Source organism: Sporosarcina sp. (assembly GCF_029257255.1).
Taxonomy (GTDB): Bacteria; Bacillota; Bacilli; order Bacillales_A; family Planococcaceae; genus Sporosarcina.
Genome location: NZ_JARICI010000030.1, coordinates 1 through 26130 on the forward strand (window position 1 = coordinate 1; position 26130 = coordinate 26130).

28 protein-coding genes and 1 other annotated feature are annotated in these 26130 nt (G+C 41.2%); of the genes, 2 read left to right on the forward strand and 26 right to left on the reverse strand.

Annotation, left to right across the window (positions count from 1 at the left end; genetic code table 11):
* The 25 genes from rplU to Q1J64_RS07045 form a co-directional block, all read right to left on the reverse strand.
* The coding region (gene rplU, locus Q1J64_RS06925; RefSeq protein WP_301108373.1) for a 50S ribosomal protein L21 at nucleotides 1-167 on the reverse strand (167 nt) is incomplete at its 3' end.
* A gap of 13 nt (nucleotides 168-180) precedes the next feature.
* Nucleotides 181-255 (reverse strand) — a sequence feature (ribosomal protein L21 leader region).
* 784 nt (nucleotides 256-1039) lie between these two features.
* On the reverse strand, nucleotides 1040-1660 hold the full coding sequence (locus Q1J64_RS06930) for a metalloprotease (protein ID WP_301108348.1): 621 nt from the start codon (nucleotides 1658-1660) through the stop codon (nucleotides 1040-1042).
* Complete coding sequence (locus Q1J64_RS06935) at nucleotides 1657-2199, reverse strand: peptidoglycan DD-metalloendopeptidase family protein (RefSeq protein ID WP_301108349.1); 543 nt, start codon at nucleotides 2197-2199, stop codon at nucleotides 1657-1659. Before Q1J64_RS06935 ends, Q1J64_RS06930 begins: the two co-directional genes overlap by 4 nt.
* Before the next feature lie 111 nt (nucleotides 2200-2310).
* Nucleotides 2311-3114, reverse strand: a complete 804-nt coding sequence (minD, locus tag Q1J64_RS06940) for a septum site-determining protein MinD (protein WP_301108350.1) — start codon at nucleotides 3112-3114, stop codon at nucleotides 2311-2313.
* Nucleotide 3115: 1 nt separating this feature from the next.
* Nucleotides 3116-3787, reverse strand: a complete 672-nt coding sequence (gene minC / locus Q1J64_RS06945) for a septum site-determining protein MinC (RefSeq protein ID WP_301108351.1) — start codon at nucleotides 3785-3787, stop codon at nucleotides 3116-3118.
* Nucleotides 3788-3806: 19 nt separating this feature from the next.
* Nucleotides 3807-4328: a rod shape-determining protein MreD gene (gene mreD / locus Q1J64_RS06950; protein WP_301108352.1), complete on the reverse strand. Its 522-nt coding sequence runs from the start codon at nucleotides 4326-4328 to the stop codon at nucleotides 3807-3809.
* A complete protein-coding gene (gene mreC / locus Q1J64_RS06955; protein WP_301108353.1) occupies nucleotides 4325-5218 on the reverse strand; it encodes a rod shape-determining protein MreC in 894 nt (297 codons plus the stop codon). Before mreC ends, mreD begins: the two co-directional genes overlap by 4 nt.
* 18 nt (nucleotides 5219-5236) lie before the next feature.
* Nucleotides 5237-6253 (reverse strand): rod shape-determining protein, encoded by a 1017-nt coding sequence (locus Q1J64_RS06960; protein ID WP_301108374.1) that lies wholly within the window; start codon nucleotides 6251-6253, stop codon nucleotides 5237-5239.
* A gap of 170 nt (nucleotides 6254-6423) precedes the next feature.
* Nucleotides 6424-7122 (reverse strand): RadC family protein, encoded by a 699-nt coding sequence (radC, locus tag Q1J64_RS06965; protein WP_301108354.1) that lies wholly within the window; start codon nucleotides 7120-7122, stop codon nucleotides 6424-6426.
* The gene (locus Q1J64_RS06970; RefSeq protein WP_301108355.1) at nucleotides 7112-7726 is read right to left on the reverse strand and encodes a Maf family protein; all 615 of its coding nucleotides are present in this window, start codon (nucleotides 7724-7726) and stop codon (nucleotides 7112-7114) included. Before Q1J64_RS06970 ends, radC begins: the two co-directional genes overlap by 11 nt.
* A gap of 85 nt (nucleotides 7727-7811) precedes the next feature.
* Entirely contained in the window at nucleotides 7812-8447 is a 636-nt protein-coding gene (locus tag Q1J64_RS06975; protein WP_301108356.1) for a hypothetical protein, read from the reverse strand.
* Between the two features lie 91 nt (nucleotides 8448-8538).
* Nucleotides 8539-9294 carry a prepilin peptidase gene (locus Q1J64_RS06980; protein WP_301108357.1) on the reverse strand — a complete coding sequence of 252 codons (756 nt, stop codon included), beginning with the start codon at nucleotides 9292-9294 and terminating at the stop codon, nucleotides 8539-8541.
* A gap of 10 nt (nucleotides 9295-9304) precedes the next feature.
* Nucleotides 9305-9991, reverse strand: a complete 687-nt coding sequence (locus Q1J64_RS06985; protein WP_301108358.1) for a hypothetical protein — start codon at nucleotides 9989-9991, stop codon at nucleotides 9305-9307.
* Nucleotides 9984-10679, reverse strand: a complete 696-nt coding sequence (locus Q1J64_RS06990) for a PilN family protein (protein ID WP_301108359.1) — start codon at nucleotides 10677-10679, stop codon at nucleotides 9984-9986. The genes Q1J64_RS06985 and Q1J64_RS06990 overlap by 8 nt, the downstream gene beginning before the upstream one ends.
* Before the next feature lie 6 nt (nucleotides 10680-10685).
* A complete protein-coding gene (pilM, locus tag Q1J64_RS06995) occupies nucleotides 10686-11687 on the reverse strand; it encodes a type IV pilus biogenesis protein PilM (RefSeq protein ID WP_301108360.1) in 1002 nt (333 codons plus the stop codon).
* Between the two features lie 129 nt (nucleotides 11688-11816).
* Nucleotides 11817-12245, reverse strand: coding sequence for a prepilin-type N-terminal cleavage/methylation domain-containing protein (locus Q1J64_RS07000; protein WP_301108375.1), 429 nt, complete (start codon nucleotides 12243-12245; stop codon nucleotides 11817-11819).
* A gap of 198 nt (nucleotides 12246-12443) precedes the next feature.
* The gene (locus Q1J64_RS07005; protein WP_301108361.1) at nucleotides 12444-12902 is read right to left on the reverse strand and encodes a type II secretion system protein; all 459 of its coding nucleotides are present in this window, start codon (nucleotides 12900-12902) and stop codon (nucleotides 12444-12446) included.
* Nucleotides 12903-13020: 118 nt separating this feature from the next.
* Nucleotides 13021-14232 (reverse strand): type II secretion system F family protein, encoded by a 1212-nt coding sequence (locus tag Q1J64_RS07010; protein ID WP_301108362.1) that lies wholly within the window; start codon nucleotides 14230-14232, stop codon nucleotides 13021-13023.
* A gap of 2 nt (nucleotides 14233-14234) precedes the next feature.
* Nucleotides 14235-15272: a type IV pilus twitching motility protein PilT gene (locus Q1J64_RS07015; RefSeq protein WP_301108363.1), complete on the reverse strand. Its 1038-nt coding sequence runs from the start codon at nucleotides 15270-15272 to the stop codon at nucleotides 14235-14237.
* 11 nt (nucleotides 15273-15283) lie between these two features.
* Complete coding sequence (locus Q1J64_RS07020) at nucleotides 15284-16945, reverse strand: GspE/PulE family protein (RefSeq protein ID WP_301108364.1); 1662 nt, start codon at nucleotides 16943-16945, stop codon at nucleotides 15284-15286.
* Between the two features lie 15 nt (nucleotides 16946-16960).
* Nucleotides 16961-18391, reverse strand: a complete 1431-nt coding sequence (locus Q1J64_RS07025; protein WP_301108365.1) for a VanW family protein — start codon at nucleotides 18389-18391, stop codon at nucleotides 16961-16963.
* A gap of 31 nt (nucleotides 18392-18422) precedes the next feature.
* Nucleotides 18423-20267: an autotransporter outer membrane beta-barrel domain-containing protein gene (locus Q1J64_RS07030; protein WP_301108366.1), complete on the reverse strand. Its 1845-nt coding sequence runs from the start codon at nucleotides 20265-20267 to the stop codon at nucleotides 18423-18425.
* Between the two features lie 21 nt (nucleotides 20268-20288).
* Complete coding sequence (locus Q1J64_RS07035) at nucleotides 20289-20795, reverse strand: prepilin-type N-terminal cleavage/methylation domain-containing protein (protein ID WP_301108367.1); 507 nt, start codon at nucleotides 20793-20795, stop codon at nucleotides 20289-20291.
* Nucleotides 20796-20808: 13 nt separating this feature from the next.
* Nucleotides 20809-21255 (reverse strand): PulJ/GspJ family protein, encoded by a 447-nt coding sequence (locus Q1J64_RS07040; protein ID WP_301108368.1) that lies wholly within the window; start codon nucleotides 21253-21255, stop codon nucleotides 20809-20811.
* A 109-nt stretch (nucleotides 21256-21364) separates the two neighbouring features.
* Nucleotides 21365-22576 (reverse strand): bifunctional folylpolyglutamate synthase/dihydrofolate synthase, encoded by a 1212-nt coding sequence (locus Q1J64_RS07045; RefSeq protein WP_301108369.1) that lies wholly within the window; start codon nucleotides 22574-22576, stop codon nucleotides 21365-21367.
* 61 nt (nucleotides 22577-22637) lie between these two features.
* Between Q1J64_RS07045 and Q1J64_RS07050 the strand changes: the two genes are divergently transcribed.
* Both Q1J64_RS07050 and Q1J64_RS07055 read left to right on the forward strand, forming a co-directional pair.
* A complete protein-coding gene (locus Q1J64_RS07050) occupies nucleotides 22638-23504 on the forward strand; it encodes an ATP-grasp domain-containing protein (RefSeq protein WP_301108370.1) in 867 nt (288 codons plus the stop codon).
* Nucleotides 23501-24298: an ATP-grasp domain-containing protein gene (locus tag Q1J64_RS07055; protein WP_301108371.1), complete on the forward strand. Its 798-nt coding sequence runs from the start codon at nucleotides 23501-23503 to the stop codon at nucleotides 24296-24298. Before Q1J64_RS07050 ends, Q1J64_RS07055 begins: the two co-directional genes overlap by 4 nt.
* Nucleotides 24299-24321: 23 nt before the next feature.
* On the opposite strand, the gene Q1J64_RS07060 is transcribed toward Q1J64_RS07055, so the two are convergent.
* Nucleotides 24322-26130: valine--tRNA ligase (locus Q1J64_RS07060; protein ID WP_301108372.1), on the reverse strand; the 1809-nt coding region annotated here is incomplete at its 5' end.

Below are 26130 nucleotides of genomic sequence, written 5' to 3' on the forward strand. Positions count from 1 at the left end.
GCGCCTTCTACGAATGGAGCACCGACTTTAACGTCATCTCCACCTACTAAAAGAACTTTGTCAAATGTTACAACCTCATCAGCTTCTCCAGCAACTTTCTCAATGAAAATCTCCTGGCCAGCTTCAACTTTGATTTGTTTTCCACCTGTTTCAATAATTGCGTACATACTTGCACCTCCTCTATTTACTCAGACTCGCCTTCACAGGTGATTCACGAAGAATTCTTGTACCTGATCAGTGCGGTTGTAGCACGGGTGCTACAAACAATAACAGTAAAATATTATCACATAGAAAACTATAGGTCAAGTGTTATCTTTTTGAGCTGTTGGATTGATTGAAACAAATAACAGTAGATAAGTAGAAATAGACCGTTTCCCTGCGTTCCAGACGGACGCGTTCCGGAGGGCCCGCGGTGAGCCAACTTGGTCGCTTCGCTCCCGCAAATTGTCTCACCTGTCGGGCTGATCCTCCCGGAGTGTTTTAGCCACGGGCTCACACGAAGTGAGTCATGCAACCGCTGCCGCAGGACGCGGCGTACTTAGGTTGCCTTCCACTTCGGTGCACTGGATTGTGTTTCAGTATTTTTTATGTGAAAAATAAACCAAACATCGCATCTGTGTGAATTGCAAAATTGAAGAGAATAAAAGACTTCCAGCTTCTAATTGATATACAAGCAAAAAAAGCAAACGTCTTTGAAATATGTTTTATTTAGCTGTATAAAATTTAGTACATCATCTATAATTAGAACTTTTATGCATCAATAAAAAATCACAAGATCTTTTTAGTTTATCTGAATGACTTTTCTTAAACTGTTTCAAGGGAATATTAAATTTAAACCAGTTGAACAAAAAAATATATAAATTCTCCACTACAGCGCAGGCGCAACTGTGGGGTGGGCCGTTGCTGTGAGACAACTAGCATGCTTTTTGCTAGCTGGCTCATGGCGTAAGGCAACCCACCCAGCGCCGAAGCGATTTTAAACTGCCAATCATACTACTTTCAGAAAATCCTATATGTCGAGCGGCGAAACTATACTTTTTTAGTCAAGGGAAAGACGCTTGGAAGCAGAGAGCTGTTCAAATGCTTGCTCGTACTTTCGAAAACGGTAGGAAATAAAATTTTGTATTGCGAGAAATGCAGAGATCATTACATAGGGAAGGCTGTCGGGCAGGTATGTACTCAGGAATAGGCAGAGTGAGGCTGATGCTATGATGGAGTACAGCAGAAATACAGAGCGGGAAGCGTATTTATTATGCTTGTTCTCTAACAAGACAGAAAGCGCTTGTCCGCCGTCTAACGGTAGGATCGGCAAAAGATTGACAGCTAGCAGGAGAAATTGAATTTGAGTAAATTGCGTACTGCCTGGAAAAGTGGAAAGGAGACCGATTACCAGTAGAATTGCTGTGGCAAGCGGCCCGCCCAATGCAATAAGCAGCCGCTGCCGTTTCGTTGCCAGCTGCCGATTGACGATCTGCAATTCTCCTCCATACGGTAATATGGTACAACTGCGAATTTTCATTCCCGATTGTCTAGCCGCCAAAACGTGTCCTAATTCATGAAACACTAAAGAAAATAAGATCATGGCATACAGCGAGACACCGCCCACAATCATAAAGAATAGAAAAATAGGTAATAAAATGGGATGAATGCGAAATTTCATTCGAGGCCGCCTGTCATGTACGTTGCGAGTACAGTCGGTTCCAGTGGTATGCCGTTGCGTTTCACTTTGACATACACCGCATCTTCATCCATCACAGCGATTTCATCACCTCGTCTGACTGTAGTATAAGGCAGTGTCGAAAATGAACCAACAAAACCATAGGTCACTTCATCACCATTATCATATTGAACAGTCACTGTTTTGCCTGATTGCCTTGTATAGCCCGTGAATACAACCAGTCCGCTTCCTTGAGAAGTGATGGATAGCGGTTGCGAATAGGAAATGATTGCACCGTCCTGGTAAGGCTGAAAGGAGTCGTACGCAGAGAACGGATCAAATTCTGTGCCAGTAGATACTGTAATCGACTCATCCTCTCCAATTAACGAAGACACCCATTTTTTCATCACAACAAAATCTTTTCCTGTCGTGACATATTGTGTGACCGGAATATTGATAAGCTGGCGTTCTTCAAGTTTTGCCATGGCAATCACAGACACACTCAATAAGCAAGCGATAATCCATTTTGTCTTCCATTTCATCACTTCCCCTCCCTTACCTGCAGTGTATGAAAGTATCGTGGGGTACATGCGGGATGAAATTAAGCAAATAAAAAAACTCAGCACCATTGAGGTACTGAGCATAACTAGCTATCAAGATTTACCAAATAATGTTTTCAGCTTACCAAAAAAGCCGGGCTTTCCTGTGTCCATAGACATTAACGGCACAGATTCCCCTAATATACGGCGCGCAATATTGCGATAGCCTACTGCTGCAGGATTAGCAGGATCCATTACGACAGGCTCGCCTTTATTGGAAGAAGAAATAACATTTTCGTCGTCCAGGACGATTCCTAGTAAGTCGATCGACAAATGTGTCGTAATTTCATTGACATCAAGCGCATCTCCGCTTTCCATGAGACGTTTTTTGATGCGGTTGATGATCAGCTTAGGCGGCTCTATACCTTCTTCTGATTCGAGCAATCCGATAATACGGTCCGCATCGCGCACGGCAGAAATCTCCGGTGTAGTCACAACGATTGCACGGTCTGCACCCGCAATGGCATTTTTATAACCTTGCTCAATTCCTGCAGGGCAGTCAATCAGAATGTAATCATAGTCCATCTTTAATTCACCAATCAGTTTCTTCATTTGCTCCGGATTGACGGCATTTTTATCTGTAGTCTGCGCAGCAGGAAGTAAAAATAGCCTGTCATCGAAACGCTTGTCTTTGACAAGAGCCTGTTGAATTTTACAGCGTCCTTCTACGACATCGACCAGATCGTAAATAATCCGGTTCTCAAGGCCAAGAATAACGTCTAAGTTCCGCAGACCGATATCTGTATCAATCAAACATATTTTTTTCCCTTGTAGTGCAAGAGCAGTTCCAAGATTAGCTGACGTCGTGGTTTTACCAACGCCGCCCTTACCAGAAGTAACAACAATTGCTTCTCCCAAATTATATACCTCCTTTAAATGTTGCAAGGCCCGGACGTAAATGCCGCAGTTCCTGGAGGCGATCTATCGCAATCTGCCCATTATCATGGATATACGCACATTCCATTTCAGGCTGTTCAGATAGAATCGTTAACTCATCAGTCATTGTTTCAATTTTATCCGCAATCTTTAAATGTGTCGCTTCCAGCCAGGATGCCGCGATGACAGCATCTAAATTACCTTCAGCTCCTGCATGTGCTATACCTTTTAGCCTACCCAAAATGTAAATACTTCCGCCTGCGATTACTTGGGCGTTTGGATTCACATCTCCGATAATGACTAAATCGCCGGCTGCCTTCACAATTTGTCCAGATCGCACAATACCGATATACGTTTCGGATTGTTTTTCGACCAGCCTTTGCTGACACTCTTCTAACGATATGACATCACTCTGAACCTTTGAAACACGTAAATGAGGAGAATGATGAATGACCGAGAGAATGCTTTTCATATCTTGTTCATCACAATAGCGATGGCCGGTATGCAGCTGCACTTCTGCAACGCCTTCAAGTCCGCTTCCCTGCACTTTTTCTTCCAGTTCTTCTAATAAATCAGAAAAAGCGCAATACTCGTCCAATCGAAGCACCAAACCGTCTTTCGTCCCTTTGATTGTTACCAATTGTGATTTCGTCATCCACATCACCTCGCAATGCTTAAAAACCCGCTTGTTTTTGATTAAATCGTTTTGTAGTAATTTGTTTAAAAGTCCAACCGAACATCACAATGAACAGCGAATTCGCAATGACTGTCGGTAGCAACCGGCTTGTTAGGAATTCATTGAAATCAATAGATGTCAGCGCAATAATGCTGGCAAATAGATAAGATAGTAGCTCTAGCAATACAATCATCACCAGCGATAATACCATGACCGTAAATGTATGCCGCTGAATCTGCCGAATCACTAAAGTAGATACATAGCAAATGAGCGGATACATAAATGTGTATAGTCCAATAATATCAATGTGATACATATCATACAAGAGGCCAAGGATGAATCCATATAAAATCGCGCGCTGACGGCTATAATAGGCCGCAATGAAGATTAAGTACACAATCAAAAATCTTGGAACAAAAACAAACAGCTCACCATTTTTCTCAATAGGTGAAAACAGGCTGAAAATCGGCTCCAAGAAAAATAAGATAACTGCAATGAGAGGGATGACGAACCGAGTCATGATTCATCCTCCCCCTCTTCGTCTACAGAGTTTCCACCGTCCGTACCGTCCACAACCTTCGATGAACGTTTAGCGATCATGACGTGGTCGAGCATTGAGAAGTTTGCCGCGGGACGAATATAAGCAAGTTTTGTTAAACCATAGTCATCCGTTGAAACTTCCGTAATTTCCCCTATCAAGATACCTTTCGGGAAAATTCCGCCGAGTCCGGAAGAAGTAACCTGCATTCCTTTTTTTACATCAAAACTGGAATCGATTCGTTTCATAATCAATTGACGCGACTGACGATCAAATCCTTCGATTAAGCCGAAAATCTCTTTATCGCCAGAAATCATTGCTGCAACACGGAAGTTAATATTTTCAGTAGATAATAATTCGACTGTGGAAGAAAACGGTGTTGAAAGCACGACTTTTCCAATTAGTCCTTGTGCCGTAATAACAGCCATATTGACTTTTACTCCGTCAGTCGTTCCTTTATCCACAATCAATTTATCTTCCCATTGATCTGGATTTCGTGAAATGACAGTGGATTGAATAGGTTCATAGGAACGCAAATCATCCAGCTTCTTGACAATATCGCGCAGTTTCACATTATCCGCTTTCACGTCGACCAGCTCGGCCTGTGTAGCCGCATACGCATCCAGTCGTTCTTTCAATCGTTTGTTTTCGTCGTATGTATTAAGCATCGTATCAATATTTTCAATAATCCCCGTAACAAAATGAGCCGGTTTCGTGAACATCGACTGTCCGAAACCGACAACATCCTTCACTACTTGTTCCGGCAAATTGGAATGGTTCCGGTCACGAAGTGAGAATGCAATTAATGCCACAAGGACGATTACTCCTACTAATAAAATGATTAATCGTTTATTGGAAAAAAAACGTGGCATTGCCTACATCTCCTCCAATTATTTTACTTGCATCTTTTTGATAATCTCTAAGTTATCCAATGCTTTTCCGGTACCTAAAGCAACACAGTCTAATGGCTCTTCTGCAATAAATACAGGCATATTCGTCTCATCAGAAATCACCTTGTCCAAATTACGAAGCATCGCGCCACCGCCAGTTAAGACGATTCCACGTTCCATTACGTCAGAAGAAAGCTCAGGTGGTGTTGTTTCAAGCGTTTTTTTGACGCCTTCTATAATCTGTAAGATAGATTCACGAAGTGCCTCCACAATTTCTTCTGAAGAAATCTCAAGCGTTTTCGGAAGTCCTGTCAACAAATCACGACCACGAATATCCATCTTCTCTGCTTTCACTGCATCTTTAGCAGAACCGACTTCAATTTTGATTGCTTCAGCCGTACGCTCACCGATTGTCAGGTTATAAGTTTTACGAATATAACTGATGATCGCCAAATCCATCGTGTCCCCACCGACACGGATTGATTCACTTGTTACAATACCGCCAAGAGAAATAACTGCGACTTCTGTTGTACCTCCACCTATATCGACGACCATACTGCCCGTTGGTTCCCAAACTGGCAAATTTGCTCCGATTGCTGCCGCGAAAGGCTCTTCAATTGTAAATGCATCTTTCGCTCCAGCCTGACGAGCCGCATCAATTACAGCGCGTTGCTCGACAGAAGTAATTCCGTATGGCACACAAATCATGACATTCGGCTTTTTCCAAGAACCTCCAGCTGCTTTCGTTGCTTCTTTCATGTAATGCTCAATCATTGCAGTCGTTGTTTCAAAGTCTGCAATAACCCCATCTTTCATCGGGCGAGTTGCCACGATGGAACCTGGTGTACGTCCAATCATATTTTTAGCAGCACTACCGACTGCTACGATTTCATTTGTCACAGTATTTTTTGCTACTACGGAAGGTTCCCGCAGCACAATACCTTTACCTTTAATAAATACTAGAGTATTGGCTGTCCCCAAGTCGATTCCTACGTCTTTCGTTCCAATTCCAAACAAATTATTTCTTCCTTTCTGCATAACCGTCAACGGCCTTCTTAAAAGCATACACCACATTATAACGGAAAGGTAACTAAATTTACAGTAGAGCCTCGCGAGAATCCCAAAAACACGAAAAAAGAGACCGATTTCCCAGTCTCTCACATGCATCTTACAGTCTAACGGCACGCTCAGATATAGCCCTTATCCTTCAAACTGATGAATTTCTGGTCACCAATGATAATATGGTCGAGTACGTCGATACCCATAATTGCCCCCGCCTCCATTAATCGCTTGGTCACTTCGATATCTTCGCGGGACGGCGTTGTGTCTCCGCTCGGATGATTGTGCGAAATTATCATCGAAGCCGCGGAACGCTTAAATGCCTCACGGAACACTTCTCGCGGATGAACAATCGAGCTGTTCAGACTGCCAATGAAAATAGTCTGTTTGTGCAGCACTTCGTTTTTTACATTCAGAAATAAAACTACGAAATGCTCCTGATTCAACGAAGACATATCCGTCATCAAATAATTCGCTGCATCTTCAGGCGATCGAATTTTATAGCGGTCCTGCGGTGACGTGCGGTATAACCGTTTGCCGAGCTCTGCAGCTGCTAAAATATGTACTGCCTTCGCTTCACCTATCCCTTTGATTTCCGTCATTTCTCCTACTGTCATCCCAATTAAATCCTGCAGGCGATCGACTGTCGATAAAACGCGGTTAGCGAGCACTAGAACTGATTCAGAACGAGTGCCTGTCCGCAGTAAAATAGCCATCAGTTCTTGATTCGAAAGACTTCCAGCCCCCTCCCGAATCAGCCGTTCTCTCGGTCGGTCCGCCAAATGAACATCACGAATCATCATTTTAGGCGCTAAATCAAGTGGCATGTTTGGCGGCACCTGCTTCCAGCACAATTACGTCTTCCTCACGTAAACGTTCAATTAATTGGGCAATCGGCAGTCCGACAATATTCTGGTATTCTCCTACAATAGATTCAACAAACAGCATACCTTCTGTCTGGATACCATATGCTCCCGCTTTATCTGCTGCGTCACCGGAACGGACGTATTCTTCGACAAGCGCGAGATCTAATGTTCTAAACTTAACTTGTGACGAACTGGAAAGCTGGATCTTTTTACCTTTTGATAAAACAGTTACGCCTGTAATTACTTCATGAACCTGTCCCGACAATTCCATAAGAAATTCCACTGCCTGAGCGTCGTTTTTAGGTTTCGGATACACATTGCCATTTCTCACTACAATAGTGTCTGCTGCGATGACTATAGAGCCTGCCGAATTTGCGTATACTGCTTCTGCCTTCATTTCGGACAAACGTACCGCGTATAGTTGCGGCTCTTTCGGCGTGTAGGGCAGATCCTCATCAACATAACTTGGTTTAACTGTAAAATCTAAGCCTGCAAGTTCCAGCAGCTCTTTACGTCTGGGTGAAGAGGATGCGAGAACAATTGGTTTTGTACTGGTGAATTTCATTGGGAAAACCTCCTTTTTTATCAGTGTACGCGATTGGAGGTGATTTGAAAAAGGTTGAAAACTGTTTTTTAGTTATGATTTCGAATCAAAATTGAATTTTGAAGCATGAATCCTGACTTGTATAATGTGCCAGGACATGTAGCCTTGCGATCGAAGAATCCTTGGTAAATGCAGAGATCGCAGTGATTTTCTTCTCTAGATCAGATTCTTTTTTCGCTTCTTTCCCTTCTTTCGATAAATCAATTTTCGATAGATCGTCAGCGAGAAGTGCTTTTTCCACTTGCTTGATGTCCGCAGACTTGCAAGTACCCGGAGCCAGCTGTATTTTCTTTTTAAATGCATCCTCACCTTCTTTTAAGACCACTTGACTCTCTGTCAACCAGACAGCCCCCCAAATATAGAATTGATCGTTCACCTGCACGATAGACGTGTTAGCGAGTGACGGGTTCGCCGCCGCAAAATCCGTAGCAGACTCTTTACTAGAAAAAACACCGTGCTGTTTGACGAACATCGTGATAGCATCACCATCCGCCGCTTTTGTTTCTTCTGCACTGTCTTTGCTCGGTCCAGATGTTGTGACCGTTTTATCAGGTGTTGCTTCTTTTCCTCCTGTACTGAAAATCGTTAGCCCGATGACAAGGATCGCGACAAGTCCAATGCCGACTCCCTGAATCATTGCTCGGATCACCGTAAATTTTGAATAGGATCTGCGGAAATTCATTTGAGTTCACTCCACTTTTTTCTTCACTTTACCAAAGCGGACACGAAAAAGGACAAGACTCTTGTCGTCTTGTCCTTGATTATTTTCTGTTTTAATTCAACAATCCTATATACCATTCGACAAGCTGTGCGCCATAAAAATACGCGATGAGTGCAGCTGCTGCGATTGACGGGCCAAACGGGACTGGCGTTTTACGTCCTTGCTTCGTTCGTTTCAAGAAGATCACGCCGACAATTGCGCCAATTAATGAAGCTAAAAATAAGGTGAATAGAGTTTGTGTGATTCCAAGCACTAATCCGATTACAAGAAATAACTTAATATCTCCACCGCCCATGCCACCGTTCGACACAATTGCGATGAGTAACAAGACGCCGAATCCGACTGCTGCGCCTATTATACTGTCCCACCAGGGAGTCAGCGGACTGAAGATACGCAAAATGAAAATCGCAATGCCAAACGGCAGCAAGATTTTATTCGGGATTAGCATGTATTTTAGATCGGATACTGTCACAATGACGAGCATGGAAATGAATAGCAAAGCGACTGCCAGTTCCAGTCGGAAACCAAAATGCAGGTAGGCTGCGACAAAGAGCAAGCCTGTAATCAGTTCCATCAGCGGATAGATCATGCTGATTTTCTCTCCGCAGCCACGGCACTTACCTTTTAGGAAGACAAAGGAAAATACCGGAAACAGATCAACAAGCGTCAATCTACGATCGCACGTGGTACAGTGCGACGGTGGCTTAACAATCGACTCTTTCAACGGAACCCGCAAGCCGACTACGTTAAAGAACGATCCAAACGTGATCCCGTAGAGGAAGAAAAATATGCAAATTACCCATTCCATAGATTGCCCCCTAATCTGCCGTCTCGTCGCCAGTCATTTTGTTGATCGTTGTCGGATCCTCTTTCAACGAAGAAGGTGGTGCATCCAGTTTCGGCGCCTCATTCTGCAAATTCTCGAGATCTGGACGGAAAAATGCGTTAATTGAAATCACCAATTCCATCGGTTCCACTTCAGAATCCTCTTCTGTTTTCTCAGCAGTTGCTTTAAACTGGATCGTTTCAACGTTTAGAATCCTTTTCATCTGTTCGAGTTCGTCAATGAATTTTTCGACCTGGTCATAACTATTCGCGACAAGTTCCACTTCCATCAACACGGTTTCCAAGTTTTGCACGTCTTCAGGCATTGTTTCGATTGCTGTTACTTCTTTAGAAAATGTTACACCGTTTACCTGGCTTCCTGACTTCACTTCTGCTTTTTCTATCTGCAGAAGTAGTCCGTCTTCCAGTGGAATGACCGGCACTTTCTGTTGGAGCGGCTGAGAGGTAAAGGTTTCATCCGTTTCTTTATTTGCCAATTGCTTTCGCAAAGCAAAAAGAGTATCCCGCTCGGTTGACAGCTGGAGAGCAGCTTGTTCACGTTGATCTTTTGCAGGAAGGTAGATATTATAGACGGAATAAAATACAAGGGCCATCAAGAATATTGAAGCTAACAACACAAGTCCAATCTCCATTTGACGCTTCGTGAAATAGTTATTCATTTGTACCGCCTCCTTCTGTTTCGTCTTCAGGCGGTTGTTGCTCATCAGCAGGTTGATCCTCTTCAGTCGGTGATTCTTCAACCGGCTGATCGATTGCATTTGGATCTACGACTGCATCCTGCGCAGTGATACCTCGCTCATCAAGGAATTGCACGAAATATCGGGCTACATATCTGGGTAACACATTCGCATCCAGATTTTCTTCATCGAGTTCTTCCGTTTCAACTTGTTCAAAAGTCGCAGCATGAACCAATGAAGAAGCTTTCATGCGTGTCAGATAATGGGCTGCTTCCACCATATCATCGAATTGCACGTCGAATGTGGCTTCATTCGGTGCAGTGAAAGTGAATTCTAGGAAGAAACCTCGTTCAGGCAGAGCTTGTACTAAATCTTGAATAAGTGGAACGGTTTTGTAGTGATAACCTTCAAGCCACTCTACAGTTGTTTTGAGACTAGCTTTTTCCTGACCAAACTGAGATGGGCGTAATTGAGATGTGATCGCTTCTTCTTGTTTTTGAATTTCAAAAGTCTGTTGCTGAAGCCCGTGCGCTTCGCCTTCATTCTTTTGAGCTAGCCAGAACAGGATTGCCCAGCTGACGATCGCCGCTAACAAAATCACAATCGCAATCCAAAGAAAAGTGGACCGCTCCTTTATTTTTTCTGGGAGCAGGTTAATATCGACTAACATATGTAATTACACCTCTTCCTTCAGTGCAAGACCGATTACGCGATGGAATTCTGCAGAAACAACAGAACCATCTACACAACGAATCGGTTCCTTCACAAGCGGAAGTGCCTCAATCGCCAGACGTTCTCTAACCATTTGCAGCAGCTCGTCCTGCTGACTATATGTACCGTTCCATAGTAAATGAGTGATTGCCGCTTCACTTTCAGCTAAATTAAATCGATAGAAGTTCGCTAGTTTTTCAAGTTCCATGACGATGGTCATTGGATCCACACTATGTTCGTTTAACGCTTCGCCAGTTGTCAGGCTGAGAGGGACTTCAAGTTCCATTGAGCGAATGAACAACGGGAAATGGCTGTAGAAAATGGATACTGTTAGGCTGCGGCCACGCAGATCTGCTAGAAGGATGTGCTCTTCGCCGGTGAACTGGTATTCTTTGTGTGCCAGGCGGTATAGTGAAAGTGGAGCAATATCCGCAACGACAGGGACCATCTTTGCTGCTTCCAGTGCATTTTCATATGTCTGTACTACACTTTCTTTTGACGCAATTAAAATGGCTTCATTCTGTGCACTGTTTGCTGTGTAAGGAATGACGTCAAATACCGGATCGTCGAATGGCAAATAAATGGTTGAGCCGATTTCTATAAAGAAATGTCCTTTTAGTTCTTCATCCATTACTGTTTCGGGATAAGCGACTTTTCGGATGATTACATAGGCGTCTGGGGCTAGGAATGCCACATTACGCTTCGTGAGCCCCCAGTCTTTAGCAGCCTCTGTAAGTAAATGTTCAAGAGCAGCCACATCAGCTACACGGCCTTCTTCAATTACATGGGCCGGCATAGTAATTTCATTTGCTGATTCGAGAATTAGCGGATCAAGTGTCTTAATTCGGATATATCTAACTGCATCATCTTCAAATGTTAAAGAATAAGTTTGTTTTTTACGGTTAAATAAAGATGTTGGAAGAGATATGTTTGATAAAGGTGTTTTTAATTTTGAAAAAATAGTCATGGGGCAGCTCCCTTCAAACAAAAGCAATGATCATTCGAAGTAATTTTTTATATACTTCAATTATGCTAAGTATAGCAAATGCAGTGATGGAATGAAAGATTCCTAGTATATAGTGTGATTTACTATATTTTATTCTTTCATGTCACCGCAAGGCTCTGTCCCTACAACTAAATCTTTACCACTCTCTTCAATCATTTCACGGGTTGCTTTTTTGAAAACTATTTTGTTCTGACCGGTTACTGAATTTCCACAAATCCAGGAAGGCTGCGCATCAGCAACATACATCGAATTATTGGCCAACCCTTCTCCGTCTAAATAACCCTGATCAATAAGCGTAGGTATCCCAACAGACTTCATATATCCGTCCGGAGATTCGTAATTAATAAAGTACAGATCTGCTGCTTCAATAATATTAACTGCATTGGCTTTCTCAGAGCCAATTTTTGAGTTTTCAATGATGGTTGAAATGGAAGGAATAGCTATTGCAGCTATTATTCCGATGATCACTATAACTGCAAGCAATTCAATGAGGGTGAGTCCTTTTGAATTACTAATCATTTTCTTCACTATCATTTCCCTCCTTATTTAAGAGTGATTATACAGGTTACTAATCTGTTCCTTGTTAGCTAGTTATTTAAACATACGCAAGTATGTGAAATTAAATTAAAAAGACCCTGCAGAATTTTTTCTCTGCAAGGTCTAGAGTAATTTGAAATTAGGAATTGCTTGGGGAATACCTTACCTATTTTAGTTAAATCAACGTGTTATCTTAACATTTCCATCATTTTTTGCTTTTGTACCCGCGTCGTTAATTTCCTTAATAGTAGCATCGGAATATTCAACTGTCTTTTCTGCTTTCCAATTAGCAGAACCAGTAAAAGTGTTTCCGCCATCTTTTTTCGATACATAAACATCTTCACTATCTTTTTTATCTTGGAATTTTCCAGCATCATCAATAAGTTTTTCTTCGAAAATCATTTTCAAAGTTACCTTATCACCAGTTGGATCAGGATGCTCGGCTAAATAAAGATTTGCAGCAGAAATAATATTTAACGCATCAGCATGTGTCGCCTTAATACGGGAATTATCTATTATATTCCCAATAGCCGGTACCGCAATCGCAGCAATAATACCTAAGATAACAATTACCGCCAATAACTCAACCAGCGTCAAACCTTTTTCATTTTTCAATTTCTTTTGTAGAAACTTTTTCATGTAGTTTCCTCCTCTGTGTTTTTCGTACTCTATGAATTTAGTATAGCAGAGAGATTAGGAAATTAACACTACAAAAATTACAAAATATTAATTTTACGATAAAATTATGTTTTATCTGTTACAAACTATCTATCTGTTCAAACATACTAAACATCGGCATCATAATTGCCAAAACTATAGTCCCTACTATCATCGCTAGAAAAACGATCATTAAAGGCTCTATTAAAGCCTTTAAACGATCTGTTGCAGCTTCTACTTCTTTCTCATAGAAGTCTGCTACTTTTGACAACATGGAGTCTAAGGACCCAGTTTCTTCACCTATCGCAATCATGTGCGGTATAAGCGGAGGAAATGCCCAATGATTAAGCATCGGCTGTGTTAATGATCCGCCACGTTCCATTGACTCCCTTGATTCACCAATTACTTTCGAAATCACCGAATTTCCTACTACTTTTTCAGTCATAGCAAGCGACTGTAAAATCGGTACGGAACTAGAAAACATTGAACTAAGTGTACGAGTCATCATGGCCAATGAAGACTTCTGTACGATGTTACCGAAAATAGGGAGTTTTAATATAATTGAATCCAGCATGTATTTCCCTTGAGGATTATTACGGATTAATAAAATACCTATAACAACTGCCGCCGCAATTAAGCCTAAGAGATACCAGTAGCTCTGGACAAAATCACTAGCTTTTAGGACAAACATAGTCAGCCAAGGCAACTCACCACCTATGCTGTCAAACATCTCTACAAACATCGGTACTACGAATGAAAGAAGGAATATAACCACTCCAACGGATATTATACCCACAACAATAGGATAGGATAATGCCGAAATCACTTTTTGTCTCGAACGATAAGCTTTCTCGTAATGATCAGCCAGTTGATCTAATGATTCATCTACTGTACCTGAAACTTCCCCTGCCCTGATCAAATTTAAAATTAAAGGTTCAAATACTTTAGGATGTTTTGCAAACGCATCTGACAGCGGTGTTCCTGTGCGCAAGTCTTCTTGCACCAAAGTCAATATTTTACGAAATGCCGGCTGTTCCACCTGCATAGCCAGGATTCTGACTGCATCCACGATTGTTACACCAGCTTGAAGCAAAGTTGAAAACTGACGCAAAAACATAATGAGTTGATCACGTTTTACCGGACTGCCAATGGTAATATCTTTTGTTAGAACCGTCTCTTTCTGTTCCACAAGACTAACAACTCGAATCCCTTCGTTTTTAAGTTTTATTGCAGCGTCTCGCTTATTAGTGGCCGTTACAGTACCACGACGAATAGATCGCGAGTCACGCCCTTCATACATAAAACGCGCCACAGTCAGTCAGCTCCCTGCAGATACGGTAATGCAGCTTCATACGAAATAATTCTTTGTTCCATAAGATTTTTAACCGAATTATCCATCATATGCATTCCTAATGCACGACTAGTTTGGATGACGTTTGGAATTTGATGTACTTTTTCAGATCGGATTAAGTTTGAAACGGCTGAATTATTGATCATAATTTCTGTCGCTGCTCGTCTGCCCAATTTATCAATCGTTGGGAATAACCTCTGAGATACAACCGCTGTCAAGACACCTGCCAATTGCACACGAATTTGTGCCTGCTGACCATGAGGAAATACATCTATTATTCTATCGATCGTTGAGGCAGCACTCCATGTATGCAGAGTGGCTAATACTAAGTGTCCAGTTTCTGCAGCAGTGATAGCCGTTGAGATGGTTTCAAGGTCACGCATTTCACCCACTAATATGACATCGGGATCCTGACGCAGAGCGGCACGCAAACCATCAGCAAAGGAGAGTGTATCAAATCCAACTTCCCGTTGATCAATTATGGACGAACCATGATCATGCATATACTCAATAGGATCTTCCAGTGTGATAATATGCTTTTTCATCGTTTCATTCATATAACGAATCATGGCTGCTAATGTAGTCGATTTACCTGAACCCGTTGGCCCTGTGACCAATATAAGACCTTGTGCAGTATCGGAAAGATTTTTGAGTGTCCCTGGCATATTCAAATCATCGATTGTAGGAATCTTTGTTGGGATTGTCCGAAATGCTAATGAAATGGAACCGCGCTGTTGGAATGCGTTGACACGAAAGCGTGCGACACCATCAATTTCATAGGAGTAGTCGATCTGCCCTACTTCTTTAAAAGTAGGAATCATTTTTTCAGGTATGGTTTGATAGGCGATTTCTTTCGTATCATCTTCGTTTAGTGAAGTTTCTCCAAAGCGTTTCAAATCTCCGTGAATACGGAAAATCGGTGGAACATTAACTGTTAAGTGAATATCTGAAGCTTTAAGTTTAAAGGCTTCCGTCAGTAATTGATCGATTCGTTCTGTCACTGCACACACTCCTATTCCATCAAGGCCACTCGTAATACTTCCTCAGTAGTTGTAATGCCCTGCTTTACTTTTTCTAAACCATCATCAATTAAGAAGATTGTCGCGCTTTTCTCGGCTATTTCACGTAAAACAGTAGGTGCTGCATCACGGTTGATGGCATCACGCATTTCCGCATTCATAATCAATACCTCATGAATCGCGATGCGCCCCCGATAGCCAGTCATATTGCATGATGGACATCCAGAACCTCTATTGATTACTTCAATTTCCATACCGCGCTTCGCGAAAATCTCTTTTTCCCGTTCAGAAGCGGGCTGGCGAGTTCCACAGTCCCTGCATACCCTTCTAATCAAACGCTGTGCAACAACAGCGTTCAAAGAAGCAGTTAACAGAAACGGCTCCACACCCATATCAAGCAGACGTGAAATCGAAGCGACGGAGTCATTTGTATGAATTGTACTTAACACTAAGTGACCAGTCAAGGAAGCTCGAATTGCAATTTCTACTGTCTCTTTATCACGGATTTCCCCTACCATAACTATATCGGGATCTTGTCTTAGTATAGACCGTAATCCTGCAGCAAATGTAAGCCCGACATTCGAATTCACTTGAATTTGATTGATACCTTCAAGTTGATATTCTACAGGATCTTCAATCGTAATGATATTTACTTCCTCACTGTTCAATCTGTTAAGTGCCGCATAAAGAGTGGAAGATTTACCCGAACCGGTCGGGCCCGAAATTAAGACAATTCCGTTCGGTTTCTCTATTTCTTCTAAAAATCGCTGTAGGTTTGTATGTCCAAAACCAAGTTTCGCTAAATCATTCAATGAGCTACTCAAGTCCAAAATCCGCATAACAATTTTTTCGCCGAAAACAGTTGGCAGCGTAGACAAACGCAAATCAATTGGACGAAAATCGATGGTTACTTTTATGCGCCCGTCCTGTGGCGTACGTGATTCTGTTATATTCAGGTTGCCCATAATCTTAATTCGTGCAATTAGCATAGATTGCATATGCTTTGGAAGAATCCGCTCCGTCTGCAGCTTGCCATCGATCCGAAAACGGATGATGACTTGATGCTCTTGTGGATCTATATGAATATCACTAGATTTCATAGAAACTGCGCTCGAAATGATTTGATTGACAAGGCGCACTACTGGAGAATCATTATCCACAATATCTTCTTGCTGTTGATCCGTCTGTTGCTCCGGTTCTTCAAAAACTAAGTCATCAAATAGTTCATCATCGTAGTATCTTGTAATCGTTCGCGTTATATCATCTTTTGAAGCAATTGCAGTTTCAATATGGAAACCTGTCGACAGACGCAAATCTTCTATTGTGTTGTAATCCATAGGGTCTGCCATCGCAACAAACAACTTATCGTTATCCTTTTTAAGTGGAACAATCATTTTCTGCTTCGCTAATCCTTTTGGCACAATATTAAAGAGTTTCGGATCAAATGGATACCTGAATAAATTCACATGAGGGATTCCAAGCTGAAACTCTAGCACTTCTATAAGTTGCTGTTCAGTAATATAACCACGCTGTAATAAAGCGTCACCCAGACGCTGATCACGCGGTTTATCCTTTAGCGTAGTCATTAGCTGTTCATCAGTCAGCAAACCGGATTCTATTAATAAATCCCCTAGTCGTTTTCTCGTTGTTGCCATCTGAATCCCCCTTTGTTAATCGATCGGATTACCATTCTTGTCGAACTTCATGATGTTTCCGCCTTTGTCATAGATAACCTCGTTGTCATCTTTTCCATCTGATGCATTCGGCTTGCCTGTATTACTGCCAGAGTTTCCGGATTGTCCTGCAGTACTGCCATCACTCGGATCTGTTTTTCCCGAACCCGTATTATTTCCGCCATTTGTGTTTCCATTTGAAGAGCCATCGCTCCCTGATGTTCCGTTATTATCACTAGTACTTCCATCCGTTCCACTGCCTGAATTGTCTGCAGGCTTTTCAGGCTGAATCAAATGATGGCGTTCAATTCGAGACTGAGGCACATAGAAGTCTACTGAAATATCTTCATAGTTTTCAAGTTGCCCATTAAGCAATACTTTCCGTTTAACTGTAGCTTCTAAGCCCTTTTTACCGATAGCTAACGTTTCTTTAACGCCAGGTGAAATAAATGCACTGTAGCGTATAACTGTTTTCGGTTCATACGTAATCAAAGTCTCCACTTCTGGCTCATAGGAATGAACAAACGGCAGGCCTTCAATTGACAGTTCAAGTTGAGAGTTTGTCCATGACGTATGAATAGTGAAAACCGTTTGATTTGGATTGGAGAACATAAAGTTTAAGCCAAGCTTACGATTAATCGCCGCTTCAAATCCAGGCTGAACCTCAGCAGTTAATTCACTGCTGATATTACGCTCGTCTATGATCCAATTCGTTTGCAAAGCCGCTGCATATAGCATAGAAGCCATAATCGTCATTTGAACATCATTTGCTCCAGCAGATTCCTTACCTTCTAAAAACTCCATAAATGAAAACGTAGAATTAGGTTGAATCTCAGTTCCATCAAGGTCTTCCATAATCAATCGAAGACCTTTCGGCAACCCATCTAATTTATAAGAAGTCGAAGCAATTGTTTGGGTCTGTGAGTACAGTTCTGGAACATATTCTGGTAAGTGAATACGCTGCGGCATAATACCACTGCGTACAAACTCTTCAATTTTAGAAGCAATTGTTTCCACTTCAGTTTCAGTAAAAGAAAGCGATTCGAAATTCTGTTTAAGAACAGTCCGCAAACCATCACGGGAAACATCTGCGATCAGCGCGTTGTCATGACTCGATGCTGCCTGACTTAATGTAGCATCAACGTCAAACGTAACCACTTCAGATGGAACTTCTACTGAATAATCCTGGACAAGCAATTCCACTTGTAAATTATCTTCAAGTTCTACGAAATCAGCTGCAAGCTTTTCTTTCGCTTTCTTACGGCTTTGTTTGGAAATATCAAACGGACCGACATATGTATGCTTGCCGAAGCGCTTGATATTTGAGAGAAAGCCGTCACCGGCGTAGGTGTCTTGGACGAACAGTGTTGATAATGCAATAATTGCCGCTGCCCAAAGTATGCTAACAGTGTATAATTTTTTCTTCATCAGATCCCACCTTTTTATCCGTTTCTAAAAATTAATAAGTTACTTTATCTAGTACAGGTGGTTGCAAATTAATATGGACATGACCTTTAGAAGATACTGGTTCATCAGAATCTTCATCATTTACAGAGCCGCATTTTTTCTCATACTCGTCTACTGTTAATTGCGTTGCGTTACTATGCTCTGGTTTAGAACTATTTAAATAATATACTTTACTATCATCAGTAGATAACTTTCTAACTTCCAAATCCTTAACGCAAACTCTCGAATCTTCAAGTATTAGAATATCTGACTTCAAATAGTTACCATAGATTTTTGTGTCATCTAAATCTAATGTTGTGCTAGAAATTATACGATCAGCCCAAATTATACTATCTTCTGTTTTTCCACCATTGCCCAACTTCAAAGTTCCACCTATACTTATTTTCGAATCTTCTAACTTAAAATGAGTATCTGAAGTAAAACTTCCTATTACAACTAAATTAACATCTTCTAAATCAGAACCATTTCCAGCACTAATATTTCCTCCTACGAAAATGTCAGAGTCGTCACCTTTAAATTTCACAGGAGTTTCAAAATTTCCGCCTATTTTAACTATGGAATTTTCAATATCGAAACCATTACCAGCAATAGTGTTGCCCCCTACTGACAAACTTGAGTCACCAAGATTTAATATACCGCCGCCTGTATTCATGATACCACCAACTTCGATATTAGAGTTTTCGATATCACTTCCACTTGATCTGTAATCTTTAATTACCTTCATATCAGTTTTATTAAATTTATTTGTAACTGAATTTACTTGATAATCATTAGCTACTATAAAAGAATTTTCAATATCAGCTGTTTGCATTTCTAACTTTTGCTTTACAGTCAAATGCACTTTATTCATTTTAGTTGTGCCACCGTTTAAATTTCCAACAACTAATTTAGATCCTGAAATATCAATTGAGTTCCATGCACTCAGAATTCCTTTTATCACTAAATCAGTATCTCCTACCTTTAAGTCTTTAGATTTAAAATTCTCTAATATATTAAAATATGAGTTTTCGACATTTACTTTACCCCAAGAATCTAGGGAATTTGTAATATATAATTTTGATTTATTAATGTTATAGTTTTCTTCGTTCTTACTTGATAATGTACATTCTTTATTTTCTATATTTCCTATAATCTTAGAGCAAGCTTTCATCTTTCCAATTCCAACTACTTCTTCTGGGTTTCGTGGTGAATTTGGCTCTTTTAAATTCGGCATTCCACCCCCTCCAATCTCTGGAGGAGTTGCTCCATCTCCGCTGTCATCGGGAGAGTCAATCCCAGTGATCTTCACAGGAGGAAACTCGTATATTAATTTAAAATTTAACGCTTTATGTTTTCCATTGTTTCCCATCTCCCCTATTACGTCTCCATCTAATAATAAGACAATAGGATCTTCGGGCTTTATATTTGTCCATGGAATATCTATAACTTCGGCTGCCGTTAATTTGTGAAAAAAAGGTTTAACCAATGTTTTACTACCTTCATTTTTCAGAGAATTTATTCTACTATCCAAAATATTCTCTTTGAAATTTCTAGCGATTTCAATTCTAACTTTATTATAAATTTCAGGAGTCGCTTTTTTAAAATCAATTTCACCAACTTTTTCATCAAAGGATTCTTCTAAATCCTTAGTATTATATATCTTTTCTAATTCAAATTTATAGTAATCTAGCCCTGCTTCCGCAGATACAACTACTAAATTATTCTCATCAACCGTCTTCTCTTGAACAGTGTTACTAATTGCACCTCGCATAAAAACAGCTGTAATTATAGTGATAAAAACAATGGCAAATAAAACAATTACTAATGCAAACCCTCTTTCCTTATTCAGAATGTCCACATAACCATCTCCTATAATTTATCAATTGTTTTCATCTTTTGTTTTATAACGTGAAATAGTAGTTGATATTTTGACACGTTTCTTCTTATTAATAGGATCTATTAATATTAAATCATTTAATTCCAAGTCGTTTTCAACTTTAATCTTTACATTATCTTCATTTTCGTAAAAACTATTTTTTGCTGAAGGCTTAAATTTCTGATTTTTAATTTCAGGTAGATAGTGATAACTATTGCTAATGACACCATTGAATGAGTTTATTACACTATTATTACTGTCCAAACATTCATTTATTCTGATTTCATCATCGGTTATTGATAATTTATATGTAAAACAATTCCTATGAACTTGTTGCATTTCCGAAATAATATAATTTGCTTCTTGTTGTAATTGCAAGGAAGTTGTTTCAGAAACATTAAACTTAGTTGCAATCGAAACTGTAGTCCATATAATACCTGTCACAAGAGTTAGTAAAACTAAAGTCGCTAGTACCTCTATTAACGTCATACCAGCCTCTTTCTTAACCATACTAACTACTCCTTTAATCTAGCATGAGATAACCGAATGTCTCGCTAGTTAATTTTGTATCTTTTGTTATTTTAATATGGATTTTATAGAGTTCTTTTTTTCTTGAACCTTCCACTTCTCCATCGCCACTACAACTTTGGTTAGTTAATTCATTGTTGTAGCAATCAATCTCTACTAAGTAACTATCTTTTTCTTTTTCAATTTCTTTCTCATATCGTTCGTAATCCCCTAAATCATAATTGATTTCGAGATCTAAATTAAATAAAGAATTAGGACTATCTCTAAGTTTAACTAATTCTTGCTTAGCCATATTCATAGTTTCCAACTTAGCTTCCGTCCGATTATTCATAGTATTCATCTGTGGAAAAATCGTCATAAAGCCAACAAAAACAATTCCAAGAATCGTCAAAGCAGCCAAGATCTCTACCAATGTCATTCCCTTTTCATTGTCCACTTTCATGACGTCTCTCCTCTCAACTCTAATTCAGTATTTTCATATGATACACTACTCTCTCGAACTAAATACCTCATTTTACTGATTAACGAAAGATATTCAAACTCTATTAAGTCTATTGTCTCATTAAACTACTCAACAAGTAAAGTGACCCAACAACAACTCTTATGTACTTTTCGTTACCAATCAAATCAATATCCTCTGAAGACATCACCTGGCTATTCATTATCGGACAAACTGCCTGCAAATCTTCAGCTTTGGCAGCTTGTGGATGTGGAAAATCTACAAAAGTAAAACTATGAGCAATAGGCGCCAATACCTTCAACACTTCTTCATAATCTTTAGTATTCAACATCCCCACAACCCAATCGACTTGAATGCCAGGAAATTCGGCTTGGATTGTCTTCACAAGCATTCTAGCTGCGGCGGGATTATGTGCGCCATCGATATAGACATTCTCCGCTACTTTCTGAAAACGGAACGGTAGCTGTACTTCGGCAATCGCTTCTGCAATTTTTGTCTGTTGCAAAGGAATACCCGCCGCCAGCATAGCCTCCAGTGCTACAGCATGATTGATCGCTTGATGAGGGCCTTTCATTCTCCGTTCAGGAATAGCAAAGGACTGATTGCCTTTAAAAACTTCGTCTCCATCTTCATCCATTAAGAAGTCTTTTTTATACACATATAATATACTTCTATTGAGCTCAGCTTCTTCCTCCATCACTTCCCGCGCTTCTTCAGATAACTCTCCAATAACAACAGGAATCCCAGGTTTTATAATCCCTGCTTTATGCCGTGCAATCTTCCGCTGTGTATCTCCTAAAAATCCAGTATGATCCAAAGCAATCGACGTAATCACCGAAACAAGAGGCACCACCACATTCGTACTGTCAAACCGCCCACCCATTCCGGTTTCCAATAAAATATAATCAGGTGAAGCATTTCGGAAAGCAATGAACGCCGCCACTGTAAGCAATTCGAAATCAGTCAGCAGTCCGCTCAGACCCACTGCATTCATTTCCTCAAAAATAAACTCCAATTCAATCGAAGAAATCGGTTTGCCATTAATACGGATCTGGTCGTGTAGATCAATCATGGCCGGTGATGAAAACACACCCGTTGAATAGCCATGTTTCTGCAATACCGCTTCCATCACAGCAATCGTGGAGCCTTTGCCATTTGTTCCCGCTACATGAATGACGCGTAAATCCTTCTCCGGATTTAGTACATAGGTCAACGCTTGCTGTATCGCCTCAAGCCCTGGTTTAATCTCATCAGCACTTTCTATTTCAAATTGTTTTTTATATTCATCGAGTTTTGGAATCATTGAAATTCCTCCTGTGCTAAAATTAACGTATACATTCATTATAGCAAAGGTGGCGTGACGATTGAAAAGTTGTTGGATTATATATAATGGGAGTTTGACGAGCGATAAATTTGCCGATCAGGCACGGTTGGTCGGAGAAGCTGCAATCAAAGCTGGAGTTGAGGTCCTTCTACTGAGAAATAATGAACTTCCCATGGATCTGCAGGAACCGATTCATAACCCGCCGAGCTTTGTAATTTTTCTTGATAAAGATATTCTGCTCGCGAGTTACCTGAAGCATAACGGAATCCCTGTATTCAACGATCCTGACGTTATTGAGACATGTGATAATAAGGCGAAGCAGTATCTGGAGCTGGCCAATCACAAAATCCCTATGCCAAAGACTATCATCGCACCAAAAGTGTATCCAAAATTCACAATACGCGACAGCGGCTATTATGAGATTGTGCTGGATCAGCTCGGATTACCGATGATTATCAAAGAAGGTCACGGATCTTTCGGCATGAACGTTTATTTAATTGAGACGGAGGAAGCTTTCTATGAAAAGGTCGATGAACTGCGCGGAGTCGATTACGTCTTCCAAGAATTCATTGAGACTAGCAGAGGACGTGACTTGCGGGTCAATATTGTGGGTGATGAAGTAGTGGCTGCGATGTATCGCCATTCCGAAACTGATTTCCGTGCGAATATTACGAATGGCGGCACAGCGGAAGTCGTCGAACTAACAACTGAACAGAAACAGCTCGCTATAAGAGCAGCAAAAGCAGTAGGAGCCGAGTTTGCAGGTGTAGATCTTCTTTATGGAGAGAATGAAGAACCACTCGTCTGCGAAGTAAATGCAGCTGCACATATACGAAATATCTTCAATGTCACGGGCATCAATGTAGCAGACGCGATGATTAGCTATATCTTGGAGAAATTAGATTGAAAGGCGCCGTCTACTACAGCCGACAGGAAGCTGATCGCAATCAGGCGTTTATTGAAGATTTACAGAAGGAATCGATTAAAATCGGAATCGAGCTGGAACTTCTGACAGAGCCCCCTTCCGATGACCATGATTTCATTTTATTCCGAGACAGAAATTCAAAGCTGTCTAAGCAACTAGAGCAAAAAGGTTATCGGCTGTTTAACCGCTCTGCAGTCAATGAAATTGCCAACGACAAGCTGCGAACATTCGAGGTTGCCACGATGCTTGGCATTCCAGCTGTACCGACCTATCGGGCAGATAAGATACTGCCGGCCTTACCATTAGTGTTAAAAACACGTTCAGGTCATGGCGGCAGCGAAGTATTTCTATGTCATACTAAACTACAGGCAGATGAAGTCCTAAACAAATTCGACCCAACAGACATAATCGCTCAACCTTACATTGAATCCAACTCACAGGACATTCGGGTCTTCCTGCTTGGCGAAGAAGTGCTAGGCGCAGTAAAACGCACAGGTCCAACAAATTCATTCAAATCAAATTTCACCTTAGGCGGTTCTGTCGAAAAATACGAACTGGACTCCACACAAACACAACAGGTCCAAAAGATCGCACGAGCAATCAAAAGCGACTACATAGGCATTGACTTCCTATTGACTGACGTCGGCTGGCTGCTAAATGAAATCGAAGACCCTGTCGGCGCACGTTCTCTATATGTAACGCACGATTTTTCAGTCGCTGAAAAACTAATGTCCTATATCCAAAACCAGCTAAACAAAAACGGGCCTGCGAATTAAACCGCAGACCCGTTTTACCTTTATTAAATCTCTTTCAACTCCGCAATACGACGTTCAACAGCCGCATGCTTCTCTAAATAATCCTTTTCTTTCGCACGTTCTTCTTCTACCACTTCTGCAGGCGCTTTGGCAGTAAAGCGCTCATTGGACAATTTGCCCTGAACACGTTTTACTTCACCTTGCCACTTTCCGAGTTCTTTCGTTAAGCGGGCAATTTCTTCTTCAATGTCAATCAGACCTTCAAGAGGCAGATATAATTCTGCGCCGGTCACAACTGCTGACATTGTCTTTCCTGGAGCATCCACTTTTACACCAATCGTAAGTGTCTCTGGATTACAGAACTTCTCGATATAGCTGCGGTTCGCTTCTAAAACAGTAACTGTCGCTTCGTCTTTCGCAGAAATATACAGATCGACTTTACGACTCATCGGCGTATTCACTTCAGCACGGATGTTACGGACTGCTTTAATAATATCCATCAGCAGCTTCATGTGAGACGCACGCGCTGAGTCAGAAAGCGCAGCATCTACTTCTGGCCACTTCGCAACTGTGATTGACTCGCCTTCATGCGGCAGGTTTTGCCAGATTTCTTCGGTAATGAAAGGCATTAATGGGTGCAGCAAGCGCATCGTCTGATCCAGCACATGTGCCAACACCGAACGAGTCATTTTCTTCGCTGCTTCATCTTCACCGTACAATGGCAATTTCGCCATCTCGATATACCAGTCACAGAAATCATCCCAGATGAAGTTATAAAGCGCACGGCCCATTTCGCCGAACTCATAACGGTCAGCCAGGCTTGTTACTTGCTCAATCGTTTCATTCAGACGTGTTAAGATCCAGTCGTCCGCTACCGATTTCTCTCCTGACAGATCGATTTCTTCAAACTTCATGCCGTCCATATTCATCAAAGCAAAGCGTGATGCATTCCAAATTTTATTGGCGAAGTTCCAGATCGCTTCTACTTTTTCTGTTGAATAGCGCAAATCCTGTCCTGGTGAAGAACCAGTAGCTAGGAAGTAACGCAATGCGTCTGCTCCGTACTGATCGATAACGTCCATTGGATCTACACCGTTACCAAGAGATTTAGACATTTTTCGCCCGTCTTCCGCGCGCACCAGCCCGTGGATTAAAACATCTTTAAATGGACGTTCCTCCGTGAATTCAAGTGCTTGGAAAATCATGCGGGACACCCAAAAGAAGATAATATCATATCCTGTTACAAGGGCATCTGTCGGATAATATTTCTTGAACGCTTCGCTGTCTGTGTCTGGCCAGCCCATCGTAGAGAACGGCCATAACGCTGAAGAGAACCACGTATCGAGTACATCTTTATCCTGTTCCCAGTTTTCCATGTCAGCAGGAGCTTCCTGTCCAACGTAGATTTCACCAGTCGTCTTATGGTACCAGGCAGGAATTCGGTGGCCCCACCAAAGTTGACGAGAAATACACCAGTCGTGAACATTTTCCATCCATCCAAGATACGTCTTTTCAAAACGCTCAGGAACGAAATGAACTTTATCTTCTTCATTTTTCTGTAGATTAATCGCTTCTTCAGAAAGAGGTGCCATTTTTACAAACCACTGTGTAGAAAGATAGGGTTCAACTACTGCACCGCTTCGCTCAGAGTGCCCAACAGAATGCATATGATCTTCGATTTCAAAGAGCACACCCATATCCTGCAGATCTTTCACAATCTGCTTACGGCACTCAAAACGATCCATGCCTTCATATTTACCTGCCAGTTTATTCATCGAACCGTCTTCATTCATCACTAGTACACGCTGCAAGTTATGACGGTTACCTACTTCAAAGTCATTCGGATCATGAGC

Bases quoted from the DNA above. Each gene is read 5' to 3' on its own strand.
- Q1J64_RS06930 (WP_301108348.1), bottom strand. From the start codon at position 1,660: ATGAAATTTCGCATTCATCCCATTTTATTACCTATTTTTCTATTCTTT.
- Q1J64_RS06935 (WP_301108349.1), bottom strand. From the start codon at position 2,199: ATGAAATGGAAGACAAAATGGATTATCGCTTGCTTATTGAGTGTGTCT.
- minC (WP_301108351.1), bottom strand. From the start codon at position 3,787: ATGACGAAATCACAATTGGTAACAATCAAAGGGACGAAAGACGGTTTG.
- mreD (WP_301108352.1), bottom strand. From the start codon at position 4,328: ATGACTCGGTTCGTCATCCCTCTCATTGCAGTTATCTTATTTTTCTTG.
- mreC (WP_301108353.1), bottom strand. From the start codon at position 5,218: ATGCCACGTTTTTTTTCCAATAAACGATTAATCATTTTATTAGTAGGA.
- radC (WP_301108354.1), bottom strand. From the start codon at position 7,122: ATGCCACTTGATTTAGCGCCTAAAATGATGATTCGTGATGTTCATTTG.
- Q1J64_RS06970 (WP_301108355.1), bottom strand. From the start codon at position 7,726: ATGAAATTCACCAGTACAAAACCAATTGTTCTCGCATCCTCTTCACCC.
- Q1J64_RS06975 (WP_301108356.1), bottom strand. From the start codon at position 8,447: ATGAATTTCCGCAGATCCTATTCAAAATTTACGGTGATCCGAGCAATG.
- Q1J64_RS06980 (WP_301108357.1), bottom strand. From the start codon at position 9,294: ATGGAATGGGTAATTTGCATATTTTTCTTCCTCTACGGGATCACGTTT.
- Q1J64_RS06985 (WP_301108358.1), bottom strand. From the start codon at position 9,991: ATGAATAACTATTTCACGAAGCGTCAAATGGAGATTGGACTTGTGTTG.
- Q1J64_RS06990 (WP_301108359.1), bottom strand. From the start codon at position 10,679: ATGTTAGTCGATATTAACCTGCTCCCAGAAAAAATAAAGGAGCGGTCC.
- pilM (WP_301108360.1), bottom strand. From the start codon at position 11,687: ATGACTATTTTTTCAAAATTAAAAACACCTTTATCAAACATATCTCTT.
- Q1J64_RS07000 (WP_301108375.1), bottom strand. From the start codon at position 12,245: ATGATTAGTAATTCAAAAGGACTCACCCTCATTGAATTGCTTGCAGTT.
- Q1J64_RS07005 (WP_301108361.1), bottom strand. From the start codon at position 12,902: ATGAAAAAGTTTCTACAAAAGAAATTGAAAAATGAAAAAGGTTTGACG.
- Q1J64_RS07020 (WP_301108364.1), bottom strand. From the start codon at position 16,945: ATGGCAACAACGAGAAAACGACTAGGGGATTTATTAATAGAATCCGGT.
- Q1J64_RS07025 (WP_301108365.1), bottom strand. From the start codon at position 18,391: ATGAAGAAAAAATTATACACTGTTAGCATACTTTGGGCAGCGGCAATT.
- Q1J64_RS07035 (WP_301108367.1), bottom strand. From the start codon at position 20,795: ATGGTTAAGAAAGAGGCTGGTATGACGTTAATAGAGGTACTAGCGACT.
- Q1J64_RS07040 (WP_301108368.1), bottom strand. From the start codon at position 21,255: ATGAAAGTGGACAATGAAAAGGGAATGACATTGGTAGAGATCTTGGCT.
- Q1J64_RS07045 (WP_301108369.1), bottom strand. From the start codon at position 22,576: ATGATTCCAAAACTCGATGAATATAAAAAACAATTTGAAATAGAAAGT.